Raw genomic sequence first — 21,189 nt, 5'->3', positions numbered from 1 at the left:
AACAATAATGAGTCAACATACTTCCGATCCGGCAACCCTACGCCTGCCGTTTAAAGAAAAACTCGCCTACGGGATGGGCGATCTCGGCTCAAACATCCTGCTGGATATCGGCACGCTCTATTTGCTGAAGTTTTACACCGACGTGCTGGGGCTGCCCGGCACCTACGGCGGGATTATCTTCCTGATTGCGAAGTTTTTTACCGCCTTCACCGATATGGGCACCGGTATCATGCTCGACTCCCGACGCAAGATTGGCCCGAAAGGGAAATTCCGCCCGTTCGTGTTGTATGCCGCCTTCCCGGTGACCTTACTGGCAATTGCCAACTTCGTCGGTACGCCATTTGAGATGACCGGCAAAACGGTGATAGCAACGGTGCTGTTCATGCTGTACGGCCTGTTCTTCAGCATGATGAACTGCTCTTACGGCGCGATGGTGCCCGCCATCACCAAAAACCCGGACGAGCGCGCCTCGCTGGCGGCCTGGCGTCAGGGCGGCGCCACGCTCGGCCTGCTGCTCTGTACGGTGGGCTTTGTCCCGGTGATGAACCTGATTGAGGGTAACGACCAGCTTGGCTACATATTTGCCGCCACTCTCTTCTCGCTGTTCGGGCTGTTCTTTATGTGGTGGTGCTATAAGGGCGTCACCGAGCGTTACGTCGAGACGCAGCCCGCTAACCCGGCGCAAAAGCCGGGGCTGTTGCAGTCGTTTCGCGCCATTGCCGGGAACCGTCCGTTGTTTATCCTGTGCATCGCGAACCTGTGCACGCTGGGCGCGTTTAACGTCAAACTCGCTATTCAGGTCTACTACACGCAGTACGTGCTGAACGACCCGATCCTGCTGTCGTACATGGGCTTCTTCAGCATGGGCTGTATTTTTATCGGCGTCTTTATGATGCCGGGCGCGGTGCGGCGCTTCGGCAAGAAAAAGGTCTACATCAGCGGGCTGATGATCTGGGTGGCGGGCGATCTGCTCAACTACTTCTTCGGCGGCGGCTCGGTGAGCTTTGTGGCGTTCTCCTGCCTGGCGTTCTTCGGCTCCGCGTTCGTGAACAGTCTGAACTGGGCGCTGGTGTCCGATACCGTGGAATACGGCGAGTGGCGCACCGGCGTGCGCTCCGAAGGGACGGTCTACACCGGCTTTACCTTCTTCAGGAAGGTATCCCAGGCGCTGGCCGGCTTCTTCCCGGGGATCATGCTCACCCAGATCGGCTACGTGCCGAACGTGGTGCAGTCCGCCGGGACGGTTGAAGGGCTGCGGCAGCTGATATTTATCTACCCGAGCCTGCTGGCGGTCATCACCATCGTGGCGATGGGCTGCTTCTACAACCTCAACGAGAAGATGTATGTGCGCATCGTGGAAGAGATCGAACTGCGCAAACGTACGGCCTAAATGACGTGATAGAGCGCCCTGCGGGGCGCTCTGAGGATCGACCATGACACACAATACTGATCCGTTAACCCTGAAATTGAGCCTGCGAGAGAAGTGCGCCTACGGGATGGGCGATTTTGGCTCGAACCTGATGCTGTGTATTGGCACGCTATACCTGCTGAAGTTTTACACCGATGAACTGGGGATGCCCGCGTTTTACGGCGGCATTATTTTCCTGGTGGCGAAGTTTTTTACCGCGTTTACCGACATGCTGACCGGGGTGCTGCTCGACTCCCGGCGTAATATCGGCGCGCGGGGGAAATTCCGGCCGTTTATTCTTTACGCCTCCGTCCCGGTGGCGCTGGTCGCGACGGCGCAGTTTATGGCCAACGACTTTAGCCTGACGGTGAAAACGGCGCTCGCCACCGTGCTCTTCATGATGTTTGGGCTCTGCTACAGCCTGATGAACTGCGCCTACGGTGCGATGGTGCCGGCCATCACCAAAAACCCGAACGAGCGCGCGCAGCTGGCGGCGTGGCGACAGGGCGGCGCTACGGTGGGGCTGTTGCTCTGCACCGTCGGCTTTATGCCCATTCAGGCGCTGTTCGTCCACCAGCCCTCCCTAGGCTATCTGGTGGCTGCGCTGGTGTTCGTCACCGGCGGCCTGTTCTGCATGTGGTGGTGCTACAGCGGGGTGAAAGAGCGCTATGTCGAGATAACGCCCGATCACCATAAGCCCGGAATTCTGAAATCGTTCTGCGCGATTTTTCGCAATCCGCCGCTGCTGGTGCTGTGCATTGCCAACCTGTGTACTCTCGCCGCGTTCAACATCAAGCTGGCGATTCAGGTCTATTACACCCAGTACGTGCTGAACGATCTGCATCTGCTGTCGTGGATGGGCTTTTTCAGCATGGGCTGCATTCTGATTGGCGTGTTTCTGGTGCCCGGCGCGGTGAAGCGCTTTGGCAAGAAGCCCGTCTATCTGGGCGGGCTGGCGCTGTGGGCGGTGGGCGACGTGCTGAACTTCTTCTGGGGAACCAGCTCCCTGCTGTTCGTGCTCTTTTCCTGCATGGCCTTTTTCGGCACCGCGTTTGTGAACAGCCTGAACTGGGCGCTGGTGCCGGATACCGTTGATTACGGCGAGTGGAAAACCGGCATTCGCGCCGAGGGATCGGTTTACACCGGTTACACCTTCTCGCGCAAAATCTCCGCCGCTCTCGCCGGCTTCCTGCCCGGCATCATGCTGACCCAGATCGGCTACGTTCCTCACGCCGTGCAGAGCACGGGCACGCTGCTGGGTTTGCGTCAGCTTATTTTCCTCTGGCCGTGCGGCCTGGCAATCGTCGCCGCCGTGACCATGGGGCTGTTTTATAAACTCAACGAAGCGCGCTTCGCCTTTATTATCGAGGAGATTGGAAAACGGAAAAAACAGTCAGCGAATACCCCCGAGATAACACCCAACAATAAAGCGTCAGCAGTCACTTTATAACAATAAATTCGGCCCGTATTTCCTTCCTGTTCATCAGGAGGGAGGCCTTTCTGTACCTGATACATGGACAAATTATGAAAAGAATCATCACTGTACTGATCGTGTCGTCTGTGTCCTGCCCGGTATTCGCCGGGGCCTATGTCGAAACCCGTGAAGCCTACAACACGGCCTCTGAGCTGCACGAAGTGATCCTGCGTGCCGGTTATAACTTCGATATGGGCGCGGGGTTGATGTTCACCAACGCCTACAACGTGGGGAGGTGGGATGAGCTCAAGCACAGCTATAACGAAATAGAGGGGTGGTATCCGCTCTTTAAACCGACGGACAAACTCACCTTCCAGCCGGGCGGGTTGATCAACGACAGCAGCGCCGGTTCGGGTGGCGCGGTTTATTTAGATACCAACTATAAATTCACGGACGGGTTTAATCTGACGTTCCGCTATCGCTATAACCATAACAATTACGATACGCCGGACTATAACGGACAGATGGATAAGAACGACACGCACGAATTCGCCAACTACTGGAATTTCAAGGTGACGGATGCGTTTTTCTATACCTTTGAGCCGCACTTTTTCCAGCGGATAAATGATTACCACAGCAAAAATGGCAAAGACCATCACTGGGAAATTACCAACAAGTTCAGCTACAGGATCGACAGAAACTGGCTGCCGTACCTCGAGCTTCAGTGGCTGGACCGATGGAATGATTACAACCGCGAGCAGTACAGGATCCGCCTGGGGTTACGTTATTCGTTCTAATAAAAAAGCCGCTGATTTCTCAGCGGCTTTTTTTACTACGGATTGACCGTATTAGTCTTCTTTCGCACCGCGCATAGCACGTTTACGATCGTTCTCGGTCAGGTGACGTTTACGGATACGAATTGACTGTGGAGTCACTTCTACCAGTTCGTCATCATCAATGAACTCCAGAGCCTGCTCCAGGGTCATCTTGATCGGTGGAACCAGAACCGTTGCTTCGTCAGTACCGGACGCACGCATGTTGGTCAGCTTCTTACCGGTCAGGCAGTTTACCGTCAGGTCGTTAGAACGGCTGTGAATACCGATGATCTGGCCTTCGTAAACTTCAGCACCGTGACCCAGGAACAGCTTACCGCGATCCTGCAGACCGAACAGCGCAAACGCAACCGCTTTACCCTGACCGTTGGAGATCAGTACGCCGTTGTTACGCTGGCCCACTTCGCCCGGACGAACGTCGTCGTAGTGGCTGAAGGTGGAGTACAGCAGGCCGGTACCGGAGGTCATGGTCATGAACTCAGAACGGAAGCCGATCAGGCCACGGCTTGGGATCACGTAGTCGAGACGTACGCGGCCTTTGCCATCTGGATTCATGTTTTTCAGGTCGCCTTTACGCTCGCCCAGTGCCTGCATCACAGAACCCTGGTGCTGCTCTTCTACGTCCAGCGTTACGTTTTCGAACGGCTCTTGTTTACGGCCATCGATTTCACGGAAGATTACTTTCGGACGGGAAACCGCCATCTCGAAACCTTCACGACGCATGTTTTCGATCAGAACAGACAGGTGCAGTTCACCACGACCAGAAACGCGGAATGCATCAGCGTCTTCGGTTTCTTCAACGCGCAGCGCAACGTTGTGCACCAGCTCTTTGTTCAGACGGTCAAGGATCTGACGAGAGGTAACGAACTTACCTTCTTTACCACAGAACGGAGAGGTGTTGACGTTGAAGAACATGGATACGGTTGGTTCATCAACGGACAGGGCTGGCAGCGCTTCGACTTTCTGCGGATCGCAGATGGTGTCGGAGATGTTCAGTTCACCCAGACCGGTGATCGCGATGATGTCGCCCGCTTCAGCGATGTCGCTCTCGATACGCTCAAGACCCAAGTGAGTCAGGACTTTACCGACTTTACCGTTACGGGTTTTGCCTTCGCTATCGATGATAGTGACCTGCTGGTTAGGCTTCACTTTACCGCGCTTGATACGGCCAATGCCGATTACGCCAACGTAGTTGTTGTAGTCGAGCTGGGAGATCTGCATCTGCAGGGTGCCTTCCAGGTCAACGTTTGGCGCAGGAACACGGTCAACAATCGCCTGATACAGCGGGGTCATGTCTTCAGCCATGTCTTCGTGGTCCAGACCTGCGATACCGTTCAGCGCAGAGGCGTAAACGATAGGGAAGTCCAGCTGCTCGTCGGTCGCGTCGAGGTTAACGAACAGGTCGAAGACCTGGTCAACAACCCAGTCAGGACGCGCGCCAGGGCGGTCAACTTTGTTGATAACAACGATTGGCTTCAGACCATGGGCAAAAGCTTTTTTGGTCACGAAGCGCGTCTGTGGCATTGGGCCATCCATTGCGTCAACGACCAGCAGAACGGAGTCTACCATGGACATTACACGTTCAACTTCACCACCGAAGTCGGCGTGCCCTGGGGTATCAACGATGTTGATACGGTAGTCATTCCATTTAATCGCGGTGTTTTTCGCGAGGATGGTAATCCCACGCTCTTTCTCCAAATCGTTGGAGTCCATCACGCGTTCTTGGGTTTCGGCACGCGCATCAAACGTACCGGATTGCTGCAGCAGCTTATCAACCAGGGTAGTTTTACCATGGTCAACGTGCGCGATGATGGCGATGTTACGCAAATTTTCGATCACAACTTTGCCTCAGGCATTTAGAAATAGCGCGTTATTGTACACGGATTAATCGCACTACAAAACAGGATCACAAACATCCCCCGCAAACAAGTATTGCAGAGATGCTTTGTGATCGCTTTCACGGAGCGGTAAAAGGGCACTTTAACGTAAATTGCACCAATATGGTGCTTAATGTTCACATTGAAGCACTATACTGGTGCAACAAATCCATCATGGTGCAGCCCTTTTGCACTATGGTGCGCATGATAACGCCTTTTTGGGGTGTTTTAAAAGTTGGCACAGATTTCGCTTTATAAAAAATACATGGCAACAGCCAGTACCAACAGAAATTGAAGACCTCGTTACCACGACGACAATGACCAATCTGGAGAGTTAAGTATGTCCGCTGAACACGTTTTGACGATGCTGAACGAACATGAAGTGAAGTTTGTTGATCTGCGCTTCACCGATACCAAAGGTAAAGAACAGCACGTCACAATCCCTGCTCATCAGGTGAACGCCGAATTCTTTGAAGAAGGCAAAATGTTTGACGGCTCCTCCATTGGTGGCTGGAAAGGCATTAACGAATCCGACATGGTTCTGATGCCAGACGCAACCACAGCGGTCATTGATCCGTTCTTTGAAGAACCAACTCTGATCATTCGCTGCGACATCCTCGAGCCAGGCACGCTGCAGGGCTACGACCGCGACCCACGTTCTATCGCTAAACGCGCTGAAGAGTACCTGCGTTCCACCGGCATCGCGGACACCGTTCTGTTCGGGCCAGAGCCAGAGTTCTTCCTGTTCGACGACATCCGCTTCGGTGCCTCTATTTCTGGCTCCCACGTGGCTATCGACGACATCGAAGGCGCATGGAACTCTTCCACCAAATACGAAGGTGGTAACAAAGGTCACCGTCCTGGTGTGAAAGGCGGTTACTTCCCGGTTCCTCCGGTCGACTCTGCGCAGGACATTCGTTCCACCATGTGTCTGGTGATGGAAGAGATGGGCCTGGTTGTTGAAGCGCACCACCACGAAGTGGCGACTGCGGGTCAGAACGAAGTGGCAACCCGCTTCAACACCATGACCAAAAAAGCGGACGAAATTCAGATCTACAAATACGTTGTGCACAACGTTGCGCACCGTTTCGGTAAAACCGCGACCTTCATGCCAAAACCAATGTTTGGCGACAACGGTTCCGGTATGCACTGCCACATGTCTCTGTCCAAGAACGGTACCAACCTGTTCTCTGGCGACAAATATGCCGGTCTGTCCGAGCAGGCGCTGTATTACATCGGTGGTGTTATCAAACACGCTAAAGCGATCAACGCCCTGGCGAACCCAACCACTAACTCCTACAAGCGTCTGGTCCCGGGCTACGAAGCGCCAGTCATGCTGGCCTACTCTGCGCGTAACCGTTCTGCTTCCATCCGTATCCCGGTGGTGGCGTCTCCGAAAGCGCGTCGTATCGAAGTGCGCTTCCCGGACCCAGCGGCTAACCCATACCTGTGCTTCGCTGCGCTGCTGATGGCCGGTCTGGACGGTATCAAGAACAAGATCCACCCAGGCGAAGCGATGGACAAAAACCTGTACGACCTGCCGCCAGAAGAAGCGAAAGAGATCCCACAGGTTGCTGGCTCTCTGGAAGAAGCCCTGCAGGCGCTGGATGCAGACCGCGAGTTCCTGACTGCGGGTGGCGTATTCACTGACGACGCTATCGATGCTTACATCGCCCTGCGTACTGAAGAGAACGACCGCGTGCGTATGACTCCGCATCCGGTTGAGTTCGAACTGTACTACAGCGTTTAATTTAGTTGTTTTACCCGGCGTCAAAAGCGCCGGGGGTAGTTGCCGTGGAAACTTTTAGCCCATCTCCGGATGGGCTTTTTTCTCCACCAACAACCTGATCTCACGCGCTTTTTACGCTGAAACCGCTATACTGCACTAAAACAGTGCAACGACTCCAGGAGACTGCTGAATGGCAACTGGCACGCTGCCCGATGCTGGGCAGATCCTCAATTCTTTGATTAACAGCATCCTGCTGGTCGACGACGAACTGGCCGTCCATTACGCCAACCCGGCGGCTCAACAGCTGCTCGCCCAGAGTTCACGCAAACTGTTTGGCACCCCGCTTCCTGAGTTGTTGAGCTATTTCTCGCTGAATATTGGCCTGATGCAGGAAAGTTTGCAGGCCGGTCAGGGGTTCACCGATAACGAAGTCACGCTGGTGATCGACGGGCGCTCACATATTCTTTCCCTTACCGCGCAACGTTTGCCGGAAGGACTGATCCTGCTGGAAATGGCGCCGATGGATAATCAGCGTCGCCTGAGCCAGGAGCAGCTTCAGCATGCGCAGCAAATTGCCGCCCGTGACCTGGTGCGCGGTCTGGCGCATGAAATCAAAAACCCGCTGGGTGGGTTACGCGGCGCGGCGCAGCTTCTGACCAAAGCCCTGCCCGACCCTGCGCTGGCGGAATATACCAACGTCATCATTGAGCAGGCGGACCGCCTGCGTAACCTGGTCGATCGCCTGCTCGGGCCGCAGCAGCCGGGTATGCACGTTTCAGAAAGCATTCATAAAGTCGCTGAACGGGTGGTGAAGCTCGTCTCCATGGAGCTGCCGGAGAACGTCACGCTGGTGCGTGATTACGACCCAAGCCTGCCGGAACTGGCGCATGACCCGGACCAGATTGAGCAGGTTCTGCTGAATATTGTGCGCAATGCCCTGCAGGCGCTGGGGCCGGAAGGCGGCGAGATTATTTTACGCACCCGCACCGCCTTCCAGCTTACGCTGCACGGCGTGCGCTATCGTCTGGCGGCACGCATCGACGTTGAGGATAACGGGCCTGGCATTCCTTCTCATCTGCAGGACACCCTGTTCTACCCAATGGTAAGCGGGCGCGAAGGCGGTACGGGACTGGGCTTATCTATCGCCCGCAGCTTGATCGATCAGCACTCCGGAAAAATTGAATTTACCAGTTGGCCGGGACATACCGAGTTTTCGGTTTTCCTGCCGATTAAAAAATAAAGGTGACGTTTATGCAACGAGGGATAGTCTGGGTAGTCGATGACGATAGCTCCATCCGTTGGGTGCTTGAACGCGCGCTCACAGGGGCAGGTTTAAGCTGCACGACGTTTGAGAGCGGCAGCGAGGTGCTCGACGCACTCACCACCAAAACGCCGGACGTTCTGCTGTCGGATATTCGCATGCCGGGCATGGACGGGCTGGCGCTGTTAAAGCAGATCAAACAGCGCCATCCTATGCTTCCGGTCATCATAATGACGGCTCATTCCGACCTGGATGCCGCGGTGAGCGCCTATCAGCAAGGGGCATTCGATTATCTGCCCAAACCGTTCGATATCGACGAAGCGGTGGCGCTGGTTGAGCGCGCGATTAGCCACTACCAGGAGCAACAACAGCCGCGCCACGCGCCCGATTTTGGGCCAACCACTGACATCATCGGGGAAGCGCCGGCGATGCAGGACGTGTTTCGCATTATTGGCCGTCTGTCCCGCTCGTCCATCAGCGTGTTGATTAACGGGGAATCGGGTACAGGTAAAGAGCTGGTGGCGCATGCGTTACATCGCCACAGCCCGCGGGCAAAAGCGCCGTTTATCGCCCTGAACATGGCGGCAATCCCGAAGGATTTGATTGAGTCCGAGCTGTTCGGCCACGAAAAAGGGGCGTTTACCGGCGCGAATACCATTCGCCAGGGGCGCTTTGAGCAGGCTGACGGCGGCACGCTGTTCCTGGACGAGATCGGCGATATGCCGCTGGACGTTCAAACTCGCCTGCTGCGCGTGCTGGCTGACGGGCAGTTTTACCGCGTGGGCGGCTATGCGCCGGTGAAGGTGGACGTGCGCATTATCGCCGCAACGCACCAGAACCTGGAGCTGCGCGTGCAGGAGGGCAAATTCCGTGAGGATTTATTCCATCGCCTGAACGTGATCCGCGTCCACCTGCCGCCGCTGCGCGAGCGTCGGGAAGATATCCCGCGCCTGGCGCGTCATTTCCTGCAGGTGGCAGCCCGCGAGCTGGGCGTGGAAGCCAAGCAGCTTCATCCGGAAACCGATGCCGCGCTCACCCGTCTGGCGTGGCCGGGCAACGTACGCCAGCTGGAAAACACCTGCCGCTGGCTGACCGTGATGGCCGCCGGCCAGGAAGTGTTGATTCAGGATCTCCCTGCCGAACTGTTTGAGGCCACCGCGCCCGAAAGCAGCACCGGGCACGCGCTGCCGGACAGCTGGGCAACGCTGCTGGCGCAGTGGGCCGACCGCGCGCTGCGTTCCGGTCATCAAAACCTGCTGTCTGAGGCTCAGCCAGAGATGGAGCGTACGCTGTTGACCACCGCGCTTCGTCATACGCAGGGCCATAAGCAGGAAGCCGCGCGCCTGCTGGGATGGGGACGTAATACCCTGACGCGCAAGCTGAAAGAGCTGGGAATGGAGTGATCGTACACCGCTGTGTAAAGGTTATTAATTGAGCGCAAATTGCCGTTATTTTGCGCTTTACTGTTCCGATGAGTTTTGTATGATCGTGCCCGGAAATTGGGGGAATCATCATGCTGGAATCATTAGTGACTTTACTGTCGAGCGGAGCAGCTGAAAGCCACACGCCGCAAACCGCTGTTGCTGCGGTATTATGTGCGGCGCTGGTTGGGCTGTTTAGCTAGCAGGTTGAAATGTAAAAGCCGGGTAGCGGCTTCGCCTTACCCGGCTTTGCGCCTTAAATCACCCGTGAAAACTGCTGCATACGCGCCTTCTGGCGCAGATACGCGTCAAAACACATGCAGATATTACGGATCAACAGACGCCCTTTCGGCGTGACCTCAATCGCGTTCTCCGACACATCCACCAGCCCGTCTTTCGCCAGCGGCGCAATCAGCTTCAGGTCTTCCGCAAAATATTCGCTGAATGTCAGATCCCACTGTGCTTCCACGTCGCTAAAGTCGAGACGGAAGTTGCAGATAAGCGCCTTAATCACATCACGACGAATGCAGTCGTCACGGGTCAGCGCGATGCCGCGCCATAGCGCGTTGCCGGTTGCATCAACCTGCTGGTAGTAGAGCTTCAGCTCTTTCTGGTTCTGCGCGTAGCTATCACCGATCATGCTGATGGCGGAGACACCCATGCCGAGCAGATCGGTATCGCCCTGAGTGGTGTAACCCTGGAAGTTGCGGTGCAGAACGCCGTCACGCTGGGCAATCGCCAGCTCGTCATCCGGACGGGCAAAGTGATCCATGCCGATAAATTGATAGCCGCTCTCCGTCAGAGAGGTGATAGTTTCCTGCAGGATATCCAGCTTCTGCTGGGCAGAAGGCAGATCGGCATCTTTGATTTTGCGCTGGGCGGCAAATAGCGTCGGCAGGTGCGCATAGTTAAAGACGCTCAGGCGGTCTGGGCTAAGTTCAGCCACGCGCTTCAGCGTGAAGGCGAAGCTCTCCGGCGTCTGCTTTGGCAGGCCGTAAATCAGGTCGATGTTGGTCGAGGTAAAGCCGATATCACGCGCGTGGTTGAGTAAGGCGAAGATAAATTCCTCGTCCTGCTCGCGGTTGACCAGACGCTGCACCTCTTTATTGAAATCCTGCACGCCCATGCTCAGACGATTAAAGCCTTCGGCGCGTAAGTGATCCAGTACATCCAGCTCAATTTCACGCGGATCGACTTCGATCGAGATTTCAGCGTCGTCGTTAAAATTGAAATTTCCGCGCAGCAGCGTCATCAGGCGGCTTATTTGCGCCTTATTGAGATACGTTGGCGTGCCGCCCCCCCAGTGAAGCTGGCTGACGTGACGACCTTTAAAAAGCGGCGCGCGGTGCACAATTTCCTGTTCGAGCGCATCGAGGTATTGGTCGGCTTTATGCTGCTGACGGGTCACGATTTTATTGCAGCCGCAGAAGTAGCAGAGCTTGTGGCAGAACGGAATATGGACGTAGAGCGACAGCGGACGCTCTGGATAGCGCGCGACGGCCTGCTGAAAATCCTCCTCGCCGAAGGCATCGGAGAACTCTAGCGCGGTGGGGTATGAGGTATAACGCGGCCCGGAATAGTTATACTTCTGGATTAGGGCCAAATCCCAGTCGATAGTTGGTGCTGACATGCTCACTCCTTCCGTTGGTGTCGCGTTCGTATACGGCGGCCCGTTCTGGCCCCATCGCGGGCCATCATTCGGGTGCGCAGCCACTTCTGTCGCCGCGACAACCGCCGTAGTTTAACGAATAACCACACCAGATAACATATAACCGGAAGGGTTATAAGCAGGACTATCGTGCCTGCCGGGTGCAAATGTTAGTTTCCACCTTTCAGAAGACGCATCATATCTTCCTGCTTTTCTTCTTCCTCTTCGTCGTCTTCGTCATCGTAAGACAGACCCAGCTTCTGCATTAGCTCATCAATGCGGTCCAGTTTGGCATCTACCCATGACTGCTCTTCGGCGGTCAGGGTTTCACCCTCTTCAAGACGTTCCAGCAGCGCGTCCAGGCGCTCATCGTTCTCCAGCATATCCAGCTCAGCCTGCGGTGAAAGCATAGGTTTCTCGCTCTTTGGTTTGTGCTGCTTAGTGACCGGGGTGTCTGTCACGCCCAGTGGAATGGGAGTTTTACTGCCGATACGAGGGTCTTTCTGCTGTTTGCCTTTTGCAGAGGCGCCCGCTGCACCAACGCCGTTGGCACGGCTACCCGCAGCATGACCGCGATGTTTTTTGTCGCGTTTGCGATCGCGCGCTTCCTGGTTCAGTTCTTCGCGCGTTTTGCGGCGTGCTTTTGCAGGGCGTTTCGCGCCCGCAGCGGAGGTTGGTTTTTTCATGATGTTTTATCTTAAAGTCGTTTTCTTCAGTATAGAATTGCGGCGAAATCTAGCAGAAAGCAAGCAAAGAAAAAAGGCGACAGAGCAATCTGTCGCCTTTTTTCCTGACTCACAACCCTTAACGGGTCAGACATTCCATGTTTACCAACAACACACCCTGTTTATCCTTTGGCTGATACCGTCCGTGTATGGTTCCATTTCCTGTTAAAACGCCTCCAGGCGCTGGTCGTCCTGACTATCCTGCGTCTTCGCCTCCTGGCGCTCCTGACCCTAATCCTTAAGTCGATTTCCTGTTGGCTTCCTCGCCTTGCCGCATACTTTACCTTGTTCCGTTAAACTAACAAGCAACGAAACGGTACAAATACGGATTTTCAGATAATTACCTGGAAATAAGATTATGATTTAAAACAGTTTGCATTTTTTGACGCCTGCGAATTCTCTGAAATCTCCCATAGCAACATTAGCCGATCTCTTACAGCCGTTTGGGCATTCGCCTGCAAGCCTCGTGCAATGAGAAAAGCCTTTTGCCCGCATTCGGGTATAATCCCTCCAGATTACGATTTTTGGAGACGACCACGTGACTACCTGGAACTACCAACAGACGCATTTTGTCACCAGTGCGCCCGATATTCGCCACCTGCCTTCTGATACCGGTATTGAAGTGGCATTTGCTGGCCGCTCCAATGCGGGGAAATCCAGCGCCCTGAATACGCTGACCAATCAGAAGAACCTGGCGCGTACCTCAAAAACACCTGGCCGTACCCAGCTGATTAACCTCTTTGAAGTGGCTGAAGGCAAACGCCTCGTAGACTTGCCGGGATACGGTTATGCGCAGGTGCCTGAAGAGATGAAGATCAAGTGGCAGCGTGCGCTGGGCGAATACCTGGAAAAACGCCTGTGCCTGAAAGGTCTGGTGGTGCTGATGGATATTCGCCATCCCCTGAAAGATCTGGATCAGCAGATGATCGACTGGGCGGTGGCAAGCGATATTGCCGTGCTGGTGCTGCTGACGAAAGCCGACAAGCTGGCAAGCGGCGCGCGTAAAGCGCAGGTGAATATGGTTCGCGAAGCGGTACTGGCCTTCAATGGCGATGTACAGGTTGAGCCTTTCTCTTCGCTGAAAAAACAGGGCGTGGACAAGCTGCGTCAGAAGCTCGACAGCTGGTTTAACGAGCTGGAACCCGCGACGGAAGCGGAAGAAGAGTAATACCGAGCGCGGCGATGTCCGCGCTTTTTTTTGCCCGAACTTTTCTTTGCCGCAATAAAAAACGCCCCAGTCATTACTGACTGGGGCGGCTAAAATATTCAGCCAAATCCGATTACGTGAAGTAAAAGGTCTGAAAGATAGAACATCTTACCTCTGTACCCTACGTCGATAACTCTACCCCTTTTTTTGCTGTAGAAAAAGCACTTTTTGTAATTTTTTTTCATTCTTTACATAGGGAATTCTAATGATCGTCACAAAACGCGCGTTGTTATGTTGCTAACTTACATAAAAAGCGCGTTATTCACAGAACCTTTAGTGAGCCTGATCCCAGTTTTCACCACTTCCTACTTCCACCAGCAACGGCACGTCCAGCGTCATGCTGCTTTCCATCAGTTCGTGGATCTTCTTCGACACGGCGTCGAGGTCGTCCTTGTGCACTTCAAATACCAGTTCATCGTGTACCTGCATGATCATTTTCACGCGCGGCTTCTCTTTCTCCAGCCAGGCATCAACAGCGATCATTGCGCGCTTGATGATGTCCGCTGCGGTACCCTGCATCGGGGCGTTGATCGCCGCACGCTCTGCGCCAGCGCGGCGCGCCGCGTTGCTGGATTTGATGTCCGGAAGATAGAGACGACGGCCATCCAGGGTTTCAACGTAACCTTTCTCTTTCGCCTGCGCGCGGGTGCGTTCCATATATTCCAGAACGCCCGGATAACGCTCGAAGTAAAGATCCATATACTTCTGCGACTCTTTGCGCGGAATGTTTAGCTGGCGTGAAAGGCCAAACGCGCTCATGCCGTAGATTAGACCGAAGTTGATCGCTTTTGCACTGCGGCGCTGTTCGTTGGTCACGTTGTCCAGCGGTAAACCAAAGACCTCCGCCGCGGTCGCCCGGTGGATGTCTTTTCCTTCCGCAAATGCCGTCAGCAGACCTTTATCGCGGGACAGGTGCGCCATAATGCGCAGTTCAATTTGCGAGTAGTCAGCCGAGACAATCAGGTAGTCATCAGGGGCTATAAAGGCCTGACGAATGCGGCGCCCTTCCTCATTACGCACCGGAATGTTCTGCAGGTTAGGATCGGTTGACGAGAGACGCCCGGTTGCCGCTACCGCCTGATGATACGACGTGTGCACACGGCCCGTTTTCGGGTTGATCATCAGCGGAAGTTTGTCCGTGTAGGTAGACTTCAGCTTCGCGAGACCACGGTACTGCAGAATCACTTTTGGCAGCGGGTAGTCCAGCGCCAGCTCTTCCAGCACCTCTTCAGAGGTTGACGGCGCGCCGCCAGGGGTTTTCTTCAGCGGCTTGATGCCCTGCTTTTCAAACAGAATGGTTTGCAGCTGCTTCGGTGAAGAGAGGTTAAACGGCTCGCCTGCAAGCTCATGCGCTTTCTGCTCGAGCTCGGTCAAACGCTGCGCGAGCTCGCCAGAGTGGTTATGCAGCACCGTTGGATCGATCTTAACGCCATTGCGTTCGATACGGGACAGCACGGGTACCAGCGGCATTTCAATATGCTGGAATACGTTCAGCGGACCTTCGTGCTTCTGCAGTTTCGGCCACATCTTCAGATGCAGTTGCAGCGTGACGTCGGCATCTTCCGCCGCGTAGCGCCCTGCTTCTTCAAGAGCAATCTGGTTAAAGGTGAGCTGATTTTTCCCTTTACCGGCAATCTCTTCAAAGGTAATGGTTTTGTGCTTGAGCCAGCGGTCAGATAAGGAATCCATATCATGGCGGCCCGCCACGCTGTCCAGAATGTAGGATTCGAGCATAGTGTCAAAGGCAATCCCGCGCAGCTCAATGCCGTAGTTCTGCAGAATGCCGCGGTCGTACTTGAGGTTTTGCCCGACCTTCAGCGCCTTTTCGTCTTCCAGAATCGGCTTCAGTAGCTCGAGCGCGCGCTCGCGGGAGATCTGCTCCGGCGCATCCAGGTAGTCGTGCGCCACGGGAACGTAGGCGGCAATACCCGGCTCTGTCGCAAAGGACAATCCCACCATATTGGCTGAGATGTTGTCGAGGCTGTCTGTTTCGGTGTCAAAGGCAAAGACCGGCGCTTTTTTCAGTTTCTCGATCCAGGCGATCAGCTGTGACTCTTCCAGAATGGTTTCGTAGTTGTCGAAGGAGAGCGCTGCGGCTTCTTCTTCCGCCTGATCTTCGGCATCAACGACAATCGTCTCTTTCGGCTTAGCAGCAGGTTTGGCCCCTTTTGCCTGCAGCCATTTACCGGCCTCCACGTCAGTGGTCCAGCGCTTGAATTCGTATTTCTTAAACAGGCTCAGCAGGTCGTCAGCGGAAGGCTGTTGCACTTCCAGCTGCTCACAGCCCAGCTCCAGTTCCACATCGGTTTTGATTGTTGCCAGCTTATAGGAGAGATAAGCCACCTCTTTGTTCTCTTCCAGCTTCCCGGCCATGGTTTTTGCGCCACGGAAGGAAAGTCCGGCGATTTTGTCTGGTTCAGCGTAGAGCGTGTCCAGACCACCCAGCCCCTGAAGCAGCGCCTGCGCGGTTTTTTCACCGACGCCAGGAACGCCAGGTATGTTATCCGAGGAGTCGCCCATCAACGCGAGGAAGTCGATAATCAGCTCTGGCGGCACGCCATACTTAGTGACTACTTCTTCTGGCCCCAGAATGGTGTTGGTCATGGTGTTGATCAGGGTAATACCTGGCGTCACCAGCTGCGCCATATCTTTATCACCGGTGCTGATCAGCACCGGACGGCCCATTTTTTCAGCTTCACGCGCCAGCGTACCGATGACGTCGTCAGCCTCCACGCCAGAGACGGCCAGCAGCGGCAGGCCCATTGCTTTCACCATGGCGTGCAGTGGCTCAATCTGCGCACGCAGATCGTCAGGCATTGGCGGACGATGGGATTTGTAATGTTCAAACAGTTCATCGCGGAAGGTTTTGCCTTTCGCATCAAAAACGACAGCCGCATGGGTGGGCTGATATTGAAGAATCAGGCTGCGCAGCATATTCAGCACGCCGTACATCGCGCCGGTAGGTTCCCCTGCGCTATTGGTCAGAGGAGGAAACGCATGGTACGCCCGATACAGGTAAGAAGAGCCGTCGACGAGAATAAGTGGGTTTTCTGGGATCTGAACCATAATGTCCGTGCCTTTAATCAATTTATGCGTAAAGGATGCCACAGAAGGATGAAAACATCAGTTATTCAGGTTCGATACAGGAAAAGATTTTGCGATCGTGAGGATCGCTCGCAAAATTCAAACTGTGGATAAGTTTGTGAATATTTTCACTTCAAATGAAAAACAGATACTAAAAGCAGACACGCGTTGAGAATAAATTATTACATATCATAATGTTAACAACTAACACTGCATGAAAATAGCCTGCTGATGGCAATTTAGTCTATGTGGATATAAGTCCTGATTAGCGCACAATAATAGAGAAATCTTCTGCTTCAGGGGAAAAGCCGTCTATTGACGATATGAAAGCGCCATAATTTTGTCACTTTTCTGATAAAATCAGCCCCCAGCGCCGTATCATCGGCCGGTCCATTAAAGTTAACCACCTGAAAAAGCTCATCATGTCGAGATTGCTCGCTGCAATAACATTACCGCTAAGCATCATTTTAACTATTCTGGTGACGATTGCGTGTTCTGTGCCAATCATTATCGCCGGGATCGTTAAACTGCTGCTGCCTGTGCCTGCGGTGTGGCGATCCGTCTCTGCGTTTTGTAATTTCATGATGTATTGCTGGTGTGAAGGGCTAGCGATCCTGCTGTGCCTGAATCCGCATCTGAAGTGGGATGTCGAAGGGCTGGAGAGCCTCAACAAAAAGAACTGGTACCTGCTGATTTGCAATCATCACAGCTGGGCGGACATTGTGGTGTTATGCGTGCTTTTTCGCAAACATATCCCGATGAACAAGTACTTCCTGAAGCAGCAGCTCGCCTGGGTGCCCTTTATCGGGCTGGCCTGCTGGGCGCTCGATATGCCGTTTATGAAACGCTATTCGCGCAGCTATCTGATTCGTCATCCGGAGCGTCGCGGTAAGGATGTGGAGACCACGCGCCTCTCCTGTGAAAAGTTTCGCGCACATCCAACGACCATCGTGAACTTTGTTGAAGGCTCACGGTTTACGGAAGATAAACGTCAACAAACACGCTCCCCTTATCAGAACCTGCTTCCGCCAAAGGCGGCGGGTATTGCGATGGCGCTTAACGTGCTGGGTGCACAGTTCGATAAACTTCTGAACGTTACGCTCTGCTATCCGGAAAATGACAGGACGCCATTCTTCGATATGCTAAGCGGCAAGCTGACGCGCATTGTTGTTCGGGTGAATTTAGTGCCGATCGATGCCGGTCTGCACGGTGACTACGTTAACGATAAGAATTTCAAACGTGGTTTCCAGCAGTGGCTTAATACGCTCTGGAAAGAGAAAGACGAACAGATAGACAGCATTAAATCTTCATACAAAAACGCCGGTCAGTGACCGGCGTTTTCATATCAACGAAATTACTTCTTCTCTACCAGGTATTTCACGGTATCAGCATACTGCTGTACGAAAATATCCATGCTGCTGGTGTCCATGCCCTGCATGTTCAGCTGATATTTGCCGTTAACAAACATCGCCGGAACGCCCTGAAGCTGCAGATCAGCGGCCGCTTTTTCCTGCTGAGCAACCAGAGATTTCACTACAAAGCTGTTCCACGCGGCGTCGTACTCTTCACCTTTCACACCGGCATCAACGAACACTTTGCGGATATCCGCAGTGGTCTGAACGGTCTGGGTTTTCTGTACGGCTTCGAACATTGGAGCAGTGATTTTATCTTCCACGCCCAGCGCCATCGCAACCGCCCACGCCTGAGTCAGGTCTTTACCCAACGGGCCCAGGAACTCAACGTGGTACTTGGTCATTTTGGTGCCTTCCGGCAGCTTCTTCTTCACGTTGTCAGAAACATGCAGCACCTCTTCGAATTGATAGCAGTGCGGGCAATAGAATGAGAAGAACTCCAGAACCTGTGGCTCGCCAGCAACCGGCTTTTCCAGCGTGATAAACTGTTTACCGTCGGTAAACTGCGCAGCAGAAGCGCTAAATGCCAGAATCATACCTGCCAGCGCCAGCCAAATTTTTTTCATGATTAACTCTCTCCTGGGTGTGTCCAATTAATACATCGGCGTTAATTGCAGAGGGGGTTCCTGAAGAACCTTAACCTGCTGAGTGAATGTAGATATCTGGCTGCGCCAGTAATCTTCTCCGGTAAGCCACGGGAAATTACGAGGAAATGCGGGGTCGTCCCAACGCCTGATTAACCATGCGAGATAATAAACAAAACGCATCGCACGTAAAGGCTCAATCAGGGCAATTTCGTCTGAATTAAACGGGCTAAATTCTTCATAGGCTTCAATAATCGTTTCAAGCTGCATGCGCTGCTCGGCTTTGTCGCCATTGAGTAGCATCCACAGATCCTGAACCGCTGGTCCCATGCGCGCATCGTCGAGATCGACAAACAGCGGTCCATCGCGCCAGAGAATATTTCCGGCATGACAATCGCCATGCAGGCGCAGAACGGAAATATCATCACGCCAGCAGGTTTTCACCGCAGCAATAAGCTTATCGGTGGCGTTGAGGAAATCATCCTTTAACGCAGCGGGGATCAGCGCAGACGTTTCGAATATCTGACGTGGTTCGGTGAGATATTCATGAATCCCAATCGTTGGTCGGGCAGTGAACGCTGTTTTACGTCCCGTCTGATGAATGCGTCCCAGATAGCGAGCAACCCACTCCATCTGATCGATATTATCCGCTTCAAACTGGCGGCCACCCAGACTGGGGAATACGGCGTAGTAAAACCCTTCATGCGTGAGCAGCGTTTGGTTATTGAACTTTATCGGCGCGGCAACGGGGACGTCATCAACCAGCAGATCGTGAGCAAACTGGTGCTCCTCCTGAATTTGCTGTGCAGACCAACGTTCAGGGCGATAGAACTTTACGACGAAGCGCTGACGATCCTCGTCCTGAAATTGATAGACGCGGTTTTCGTAGCTGTTTAACGGAGTTAGCCCGGAATCCACACGAATACCCTGTTCAAACAGGGCATCCATAATGGTATCCGGGTGTAGTGTCTGGAAAGTAAAAGCCTGGTCGTTCATCCGATCATCCGAAATTATACGAATGATTCAGGATATCATCTTGTAGCGATTTCGGTGGCTCCGCTTACAAGCTTTTACTCTTTAATTACGCCTCGGGCGCGCAGCAATGCAGTTTTAAAATCTTCCTCATAATCCTTCTGAATACCAGGAATAACAGCATCTTTGGCTGAGTCGCGCATTTTGAGGTGGTAGATCAGGATGTCGTCAGAAAGGTCTGCCAGATCGCCGTCAAAACCTGACTCTTTTGCCAGTTTCTGTAAGAATTGCATCAGATTCAGCTCTGGCTCTTTTTGCCAGGCTGGCTGGAGGAGTTCAATGACTTCATTCAGACGTTTACATTTCATGGTGGTGCTCCTTTCATTTAGAGTGACACGTTAGCAGGGTCAATCCCACAATAAAAGAGGCGATATTCGTGAATCTTAGCCTGGAAATCACTGGGGTCGTTCTGGCAGGCGGTAGAGCTACGCGGATGGGCGGGGAAGATAAAGGACTACAGCTCCTGAAAGGCAAGCCCTTATGGCAGCATGTCGCTGATACGCTTGTCGATCAGGTATCGGCAATGGCGCTGAGCGCAAATCGCCATATCGATATTTACCAGCGCAGCGGGTTTCCCGTTTATCAGGATAATCTCGCAGATTTTCCGGGGCCGCTGGCAGGTATACTTTCGGTGATGCAGCAGTCTCAGGGAGAGTGGTTTATCTTTTGTTCGTGTGATACGCCATTTATACCCACCTGCCTGGTGGAACGGATGGTGCAACAGCGAGGTGATTCACCCGTGGTCTGGGTGCATGACGGCGAGCGCGACCACCCAACTATCGCGCTCATTAACCGATCCTTGATTCCTGCTATGAGCGACTATCTGGCTTCCGGAGAGCGAAGAGTGATGGTGTTTATGCGTAAGGTCGGCGGACATGCTGTTGATTTTAGCGACATGAAAACATCGTTCGTGAATGTGAACACAATAGAAGATTTACAGGCCATGCAGGAGAAGAGATGAACGCTGTTTTAGCCATTTCAGCCTGGAGTGGGACAGGAAAAACCACGTTGCTGAAAAAACTGATACCCGCTCTGTGCGCCCGCGGTATTCGTCCTGGCTTGATTAAGCATACTCACCATAATATGGATGTCGATAAGCCGGGCAAAGATAGCTATGAACTGCGCAAAGCGGGTGCCGCGCAGACAATGGTAGCAAGCAACCAGCGTTGGGCATTGATGACAGAAACGCCGGATGAGGCACCGCTGGATCTCGCGTATCTGGTGAGCCGGATGGATCACTCCACGCTGGATCTGGTGCTGGTTGAGGGATTTAAGCATGAGGCCGTGCCTAAGATCCTGCTGTTCAGAAGTGATGCCGGGCATGACATCAGCGAGTTAACGCTGGATGAGCATGTCATTGCGGTGGCCAGCGATGTTGCTCTCGATATAGAAGTTCCGGTGCTGGATTTAAATGATGAGGATGGGATTGCTGAGTTTATTGTGAAGTGGTGTGCGGTCTGACTTGCCGGGTGGCGGCTTCGCCTTACCCGGCCTACGATTTGTGCAGCGCAGAAACGCAAAAAGGCCATCCTTCCGGATGGCCTCTTCACTTAT

At 53.7% G+C, this 21,189-nt stretch carries 18 protein-coding genes; 11 read left to right on the top strand and 7 right to left on the bottom strand.

The genetic code is table 11. From position 1 onward, the window contains the following. Nucleotides 1–7: 7 nt before the first annotated feature. The 3 genes from IM313_RS14640 to ompL all read left to right on the top strand — a co-directional run bounded on the left by IM313_RS14640 (nt 8) and on the right by ompL (nt 3,619). The gene (locus IM313_RS14640; RefSeq protein ID WP_049001371.1) at nt 8–1,390 is read left to right on the top strand and encodes an MFS transporter; all 1,383 of its coding nucleotides are present in this window, start codon (nt 8–10) and stop codon (nt 1,388–1,390) included. Between the two features lie 43 nt (nt 1,391–1,433). Next, the gene (locus IM313_RS14635; RefSeq protein ID WP_049001367.1) at nt 1,434–2,858 is read left to right on the top strand and encodes an MFS transporter; all 1,425 of its coding nucleotides are present in this window, start codon (nt 1,434–1,436) and stop codon (nt 2,856–2,858) included. A 74-nt stretch (nt 2,859–2,932) separates the two neighbouring features. Further along, the gene (ompL, locus tag IM313_RS14630) at nt 2,933–3,619 is read left to right on the top strand and encodes a porin OmpL (RefSeq protein WP_049001364.1); all 687 of its coding nucleotides are present in this window, start codon (nt 2,933–2,935) and stop codon (nt 3,617–3,619) included. Between the two features lie 51 nt (nt 3,620–3,670). Here the strand turns inward: ompL and typA are convergent, their stop codons facing one another. Further along, a complete protein-coding gene (gene typA / locus IM313_RS14625; protein ID WP_049001363.1) occupies nt 3,671–5,494 on the bottom strand; it encodes a ribosome-dependent GTPase TypA in 1,824 nt (607 codons plus the stop codon). 378 nt (nt 5,495–5,872) lie between these two features. Between typA and glnA the strand changes: the two genes are divergently transcribed. The 4 genes from glnA (at nt 5,873) to IM313_RS14605 (ending at nt 10,146) form a co-directional block, all read left to right on the top strand. Beyond that, on the top strand, nt 5,873–7,282 hold the full coding sequence (gene glnA, locus IM313_RS14620; protein ID WP_008501856.1) for a glutamate--ammonia ligase: 1,410 nt from the start codon (nt 5,873–5,875) through the stop codon (nt 7,280–7,282). A gap of 169 nt (nt 7,283–7,451) precedes the next feature. Then, nucleotides 7,452–8,501, top strand: coding sequence for a nitrogen regulation protein NR(II) (gene glnL, locus IM313_RS14615; protein ID WP_014172250.1), 1,050 nt, complete (start codon nt 7,452–7,454; stop codon nt 8,499–8,501). 11 nt (nt 8,502–8,512) lie between these two features. Next, nucleotides 8,513–9,925 carry a nitrogen regulation protein NR(I) gene (gene glnG / locus IM313_RS14610; RefSeq protein ID WP_028014893.1) on the top strand — a complete coding sequence of 471 codons (1,413 nt, stop codon included), beginning with the start codon at nt 8,513–8,515 and terminating at the stop codon, nt 9,923–9,925. Between the two features lie 110 nt (nt 9,926–10,035). Further along, entirely contained in the window at nt 10,036–10,146 is a 111-nt protein-coding gene (locus IM313_RS14605) for a YshB family small membrane protein (protein ID WP_017382667.1), read from the top strand. 53 nt (nt 10,147–10,199) lie between these two features. Here IM313_RS14605 and hemN read toward each other — a convergent pair whose 3' ends face one another. Continuing rightward, nucleotides 10,200–11,573, bottom strand: coding sequence for an oxygen-independent coproporphyrinogen III oxidase (hemN, locus tag IM313_RS14600; RefSeq protein WP_192972055.1), 1,374 nt, complete (start codon nt 11,571–11,573; stop codon nt 10,200–10,202). Nucleotides 11,574–11,761: 188 nt separating this feature from the next. Beyond that, nucleotides 11,762–12,277 (bottom strand): Der GTPase-activating protein YihI, encoded by a 516-nt coding sequence (gene yihI, locus IM313_RS14595; protein WP_049001354.1) that lies wholly within the window; start codon nt 12,275–12,277, stop codon nt 11,762–11,764. A gap of 577 nt (nt 12,278–12,854) precedes the next feature. Between yihI and yihA the strand changes: the two genes are divergently transcribed. Beyond that, nucleotides 12,855–13,484, top strand: coding sequence for a ribosome biogenesis GTP-binding protein YihA/YsxC (yihA, locus tag IM313_RS14590; RefSeq protein WP_045630625.1), 630 nt, complete (start codon nt 12,855–12,857; stop codon nt 13,482–13,484). 312 nt (nt 13,485–13,796) lie between these two features. Here yihA and polA read toward each other — a convergent pair whose 3' ends face one another. Next, nucleotides 13,797–16,589 (bottom strand): DNA polymerase I, encoded by a 2,793-nt coding sequence (gene polA, locus IM313_RS14585; protein ID WP_163333554.1) that lies wholly within the window; start codon nt 16,587–16,589, stop codon nt 13,797–13,799. Nucleotides 16,590–17,029: 440 nt separating this feature from the next. On the opposite strand from polA, the gene IM313_RS14580 reads away from it, so the two are divergent. After that, on the top strand, nt 17,030–17,938 hold the full coding sequence (locus IM313_RS14580) for an acyltransferase (protein WP_192972054.1): 909 nt from the start codon (nt 17,030–17,032) through the stop codon (nt 17,936–17,938). A gap of 23 nt (nt 17,939–17,961) precedes the next feature. On the opposite strand, the gene dsbA is transcribed toward IM313_RS14580, so the two are convergent. From dsbA to IM313_RS14565, 3 genes are all read right to left on the bottom strand, one after another. Continuing rightward, nucleotides 17,962–18,585, bottom strand: coding sequence for a thiol:disulfide interchange protein DsbA (gene dsbA, locus IM313_RS14575; protein ID WP_028014899.1), 624 nt, complete (start codon nt 18,583–18,585; stop codon nt 17,962–17,964). Nucleotides 18,586–18,612: 27 nt separating this feature from the next. Then, entirely contained in the window at nt 18,613–19,599 is a 987-nt protein-coding gene (locus tag IM313_RS14570; protein ID WP_047366771.1) for a serine/threonine protein kinase, read from the bottom strand. A 74-nt stretch (nt 19,600–19,673) separates the two neighbouring features. Next, nucleotides 19,674–19,943 (bottom strand): YihD family protein, encoded by a 270-nt coding sequence (locus IM313_RS14565; RefSeq protein ID WP_008501866.1) that lies wholly within the window; start codon nt 19,941–19,943, stop codon nt 19,674–19,676. Between the two features lie 68 nt (nt 19,944–20,011). Here IM313_RS14565 and mobA point away from each other — a divergent pair, with 68 nt between their 5' ends. After that, nucleotides 20,012–20,596, top strand: a complete 585-nt coding sequence (gene mobA, locus IM313_RS14560) for a molybdenum cofactor guanylyltransferase MobA (RefSeq protein ID WP_192972053.1) — start codon at nt 20,012–20,014, stop codon at nt 20,594–20,596. Beyond that, on the top strand, nt 20,593–21,096 hold the full coding sequence (gene mobB, locus IM313_RS14555; protein WP_182034732.1) for a molybdopterin-guanine dinucleotide biosynthesis protein MobB: 504 nt from the start codon (nt 20,593–20,595) through the stop codon (nt 21,094–21,096). The genes mobA and mobB overlap by 4 nt, the downstream gene beginning before the upstream one ends. The last annotated feature ends 93 nt before the right edge of the window (nt 21,097–21,189 follow it).

The sequence above is a fragment of the Enterobacter cloacae complex sp. P2B genome (assembly GCF_014895985.1).
Classification (GTDB): domain Bacteria; phylum Pseudomonadota; class Gammaproteobacteria; order Enterobacterales; family Enterobacteriaceae; genus Enterobacter; species Enterobacter bugandensis.
This window is presented reverse-complemented; position numbering and strand designations above follow the sequence as displayed.

Bases quoted from the DNA above. Each gene is read 5' to 3' on its own strand.
- hemN (WP_192972055.1), bottom strand. From the start codon at position 11,573: ATGTCAGCACCAACTATCGACTGGGATTTGGCCCTAATCCAGAAGTAT.
- ompL (WP_049001364.1), top strand. From the start codon at position 2,933: ATGAAAAGAATCATCACTGTACTGATCGTGTCGTCTGTGTCCTGCCCG.
- IM313_RS14605 (WP_017382667.1), top strand. From the start codon at position 10,036: ATGCTGGAATCATTAGTGACTTTACTGTCGAGCGGAGCAGCTGAAAGC.
- IM313_RS14565 (WP_008501866.1), bottom strand. From the start codon at position 19,943: ATGAAATGTAAACGTCTGAATGAAGTCATTGAACTCCTCCAGCCAGCC.
- glnL (WP_014172250.1), top strand. From the start codon at position 7,452: ATGGCAACTGGCACGCTGCCCGATGCTGGGCAGATCCTCAATTCTTTG.
- yihI (WP_049001354.1), bottom strand. From the start codon at position 12,277: ATGAAAAAACCAACCTCCGCTGCGGGCGCGAAACGCCCTGCAAAAGCA.
- glnG (WP_028014893.1), top strand. From the start codon at position 8,513: ATGCAACGAGGGATAGTCTGGGTAGTCGATGACGATAGCTCCATCCGT.
- mobB (WP_182034732.1), top strand. From the start codon at position 20,593: ATGAACGCTGTTTTAGCCATTTCAGCCTGGAGTGGGACAGGAAAAACC.
- polA (WP_163333554.1), bottom strand. From the start codon at position 16,589: ATGGTTCAGATCCCAGAAAACCCACTTATTCTCGTCGACGGCTCTTCT.
- IM313_RS14640 (WP_049001371.1), top strand. From the start codon at position 8: ATGAGTCAACATACTTCCGATCCGGCAACCCTACGCCTGCCGTTTAAA.
- IM313_RS14580 (WP_192972054.1), top strand. From the start codon at position 17,030: ATGTCGAGATTGCTCGCTGCAATAACATTACCGCTAAGCATCATTTTA.
- IM313_RS14570 (WP_047366771.1), bottom strand. From the start codon at position 19,599: ATGAACGACCAGGCTTTTACTTTCCAGACACTACACCCGGATACCATT.
- IM313_RS14635 (WP_049001367.1), top strand. From the start codon at position 1,434: ATGACACACAATACTGATCCGTTAACCCTGAAATTGAGCCTGCGAGAG.
- glnA (WP_008501856.1), top strand. From the start codon at position 5,873: ATGTCCGCTGAACACGTTTTGACGATGCTGAACGAACATGAAGTGAAG.
- dsbA (WP_028014899.1), bottom strand. From the start codon at position 18,585: ATGAAAAAAATTTGGCTGGCGCTGGCAGGTATGATTCTGGCATTTAGC.